Below are 239 nucleotides of genomic sequence, written 5' to 3'. Positions count from 1 at the left end.
GCGATGCAGGCCGGCGGCGAGCCCCTGGCGCGCGGCGATCAGCTTGGGCCAGGGGCTATCCAGGTCGGCGTTGGACAGGCCGTGGAGGCCCGCGGCGACCGGCCGCAGGGCGATTCGCTCGCGTCCCCGATGCAGGTGCCAAAGGCGCCGGCCGTCTCCGGCGAGCAGGTTGAAGCCGGCATAGCGTCGGGCGTCGGAGGCGGCGAGAGTCGTCAGCCAGGCGGCCAGGTCGTCGCACT

At 74.5% G+C, this 239-nt stretch carries 1 protein-coding gene; it reads right to left on the bottom strand.

Translation table 11 applies throughout. From position 1 onward, the window contains the following. The coding region (locus CVH10_RS24020; RefSeq protein WP_146143386.1) for an NRDE family protein at window positions 1-239 on the bottom strand (239 nt) is incomplete at both ends.

Origin of the sequence: Halomonas sp. ND22Bw (assembly GCF_003011945.1) — a bacterium.
GTDB classification, from domain to species: domain Bacteria; phylum Pseudomonadota; class Gammaproteobacteria; order Pseudomonadales; family Halomonadaceae; genus Halomonas; species Halomonas halophila.
Note: the sequence above shows the minus strand (reverse complement) of the source record. Positions and strands in the feature narration are given on the sequence as shown.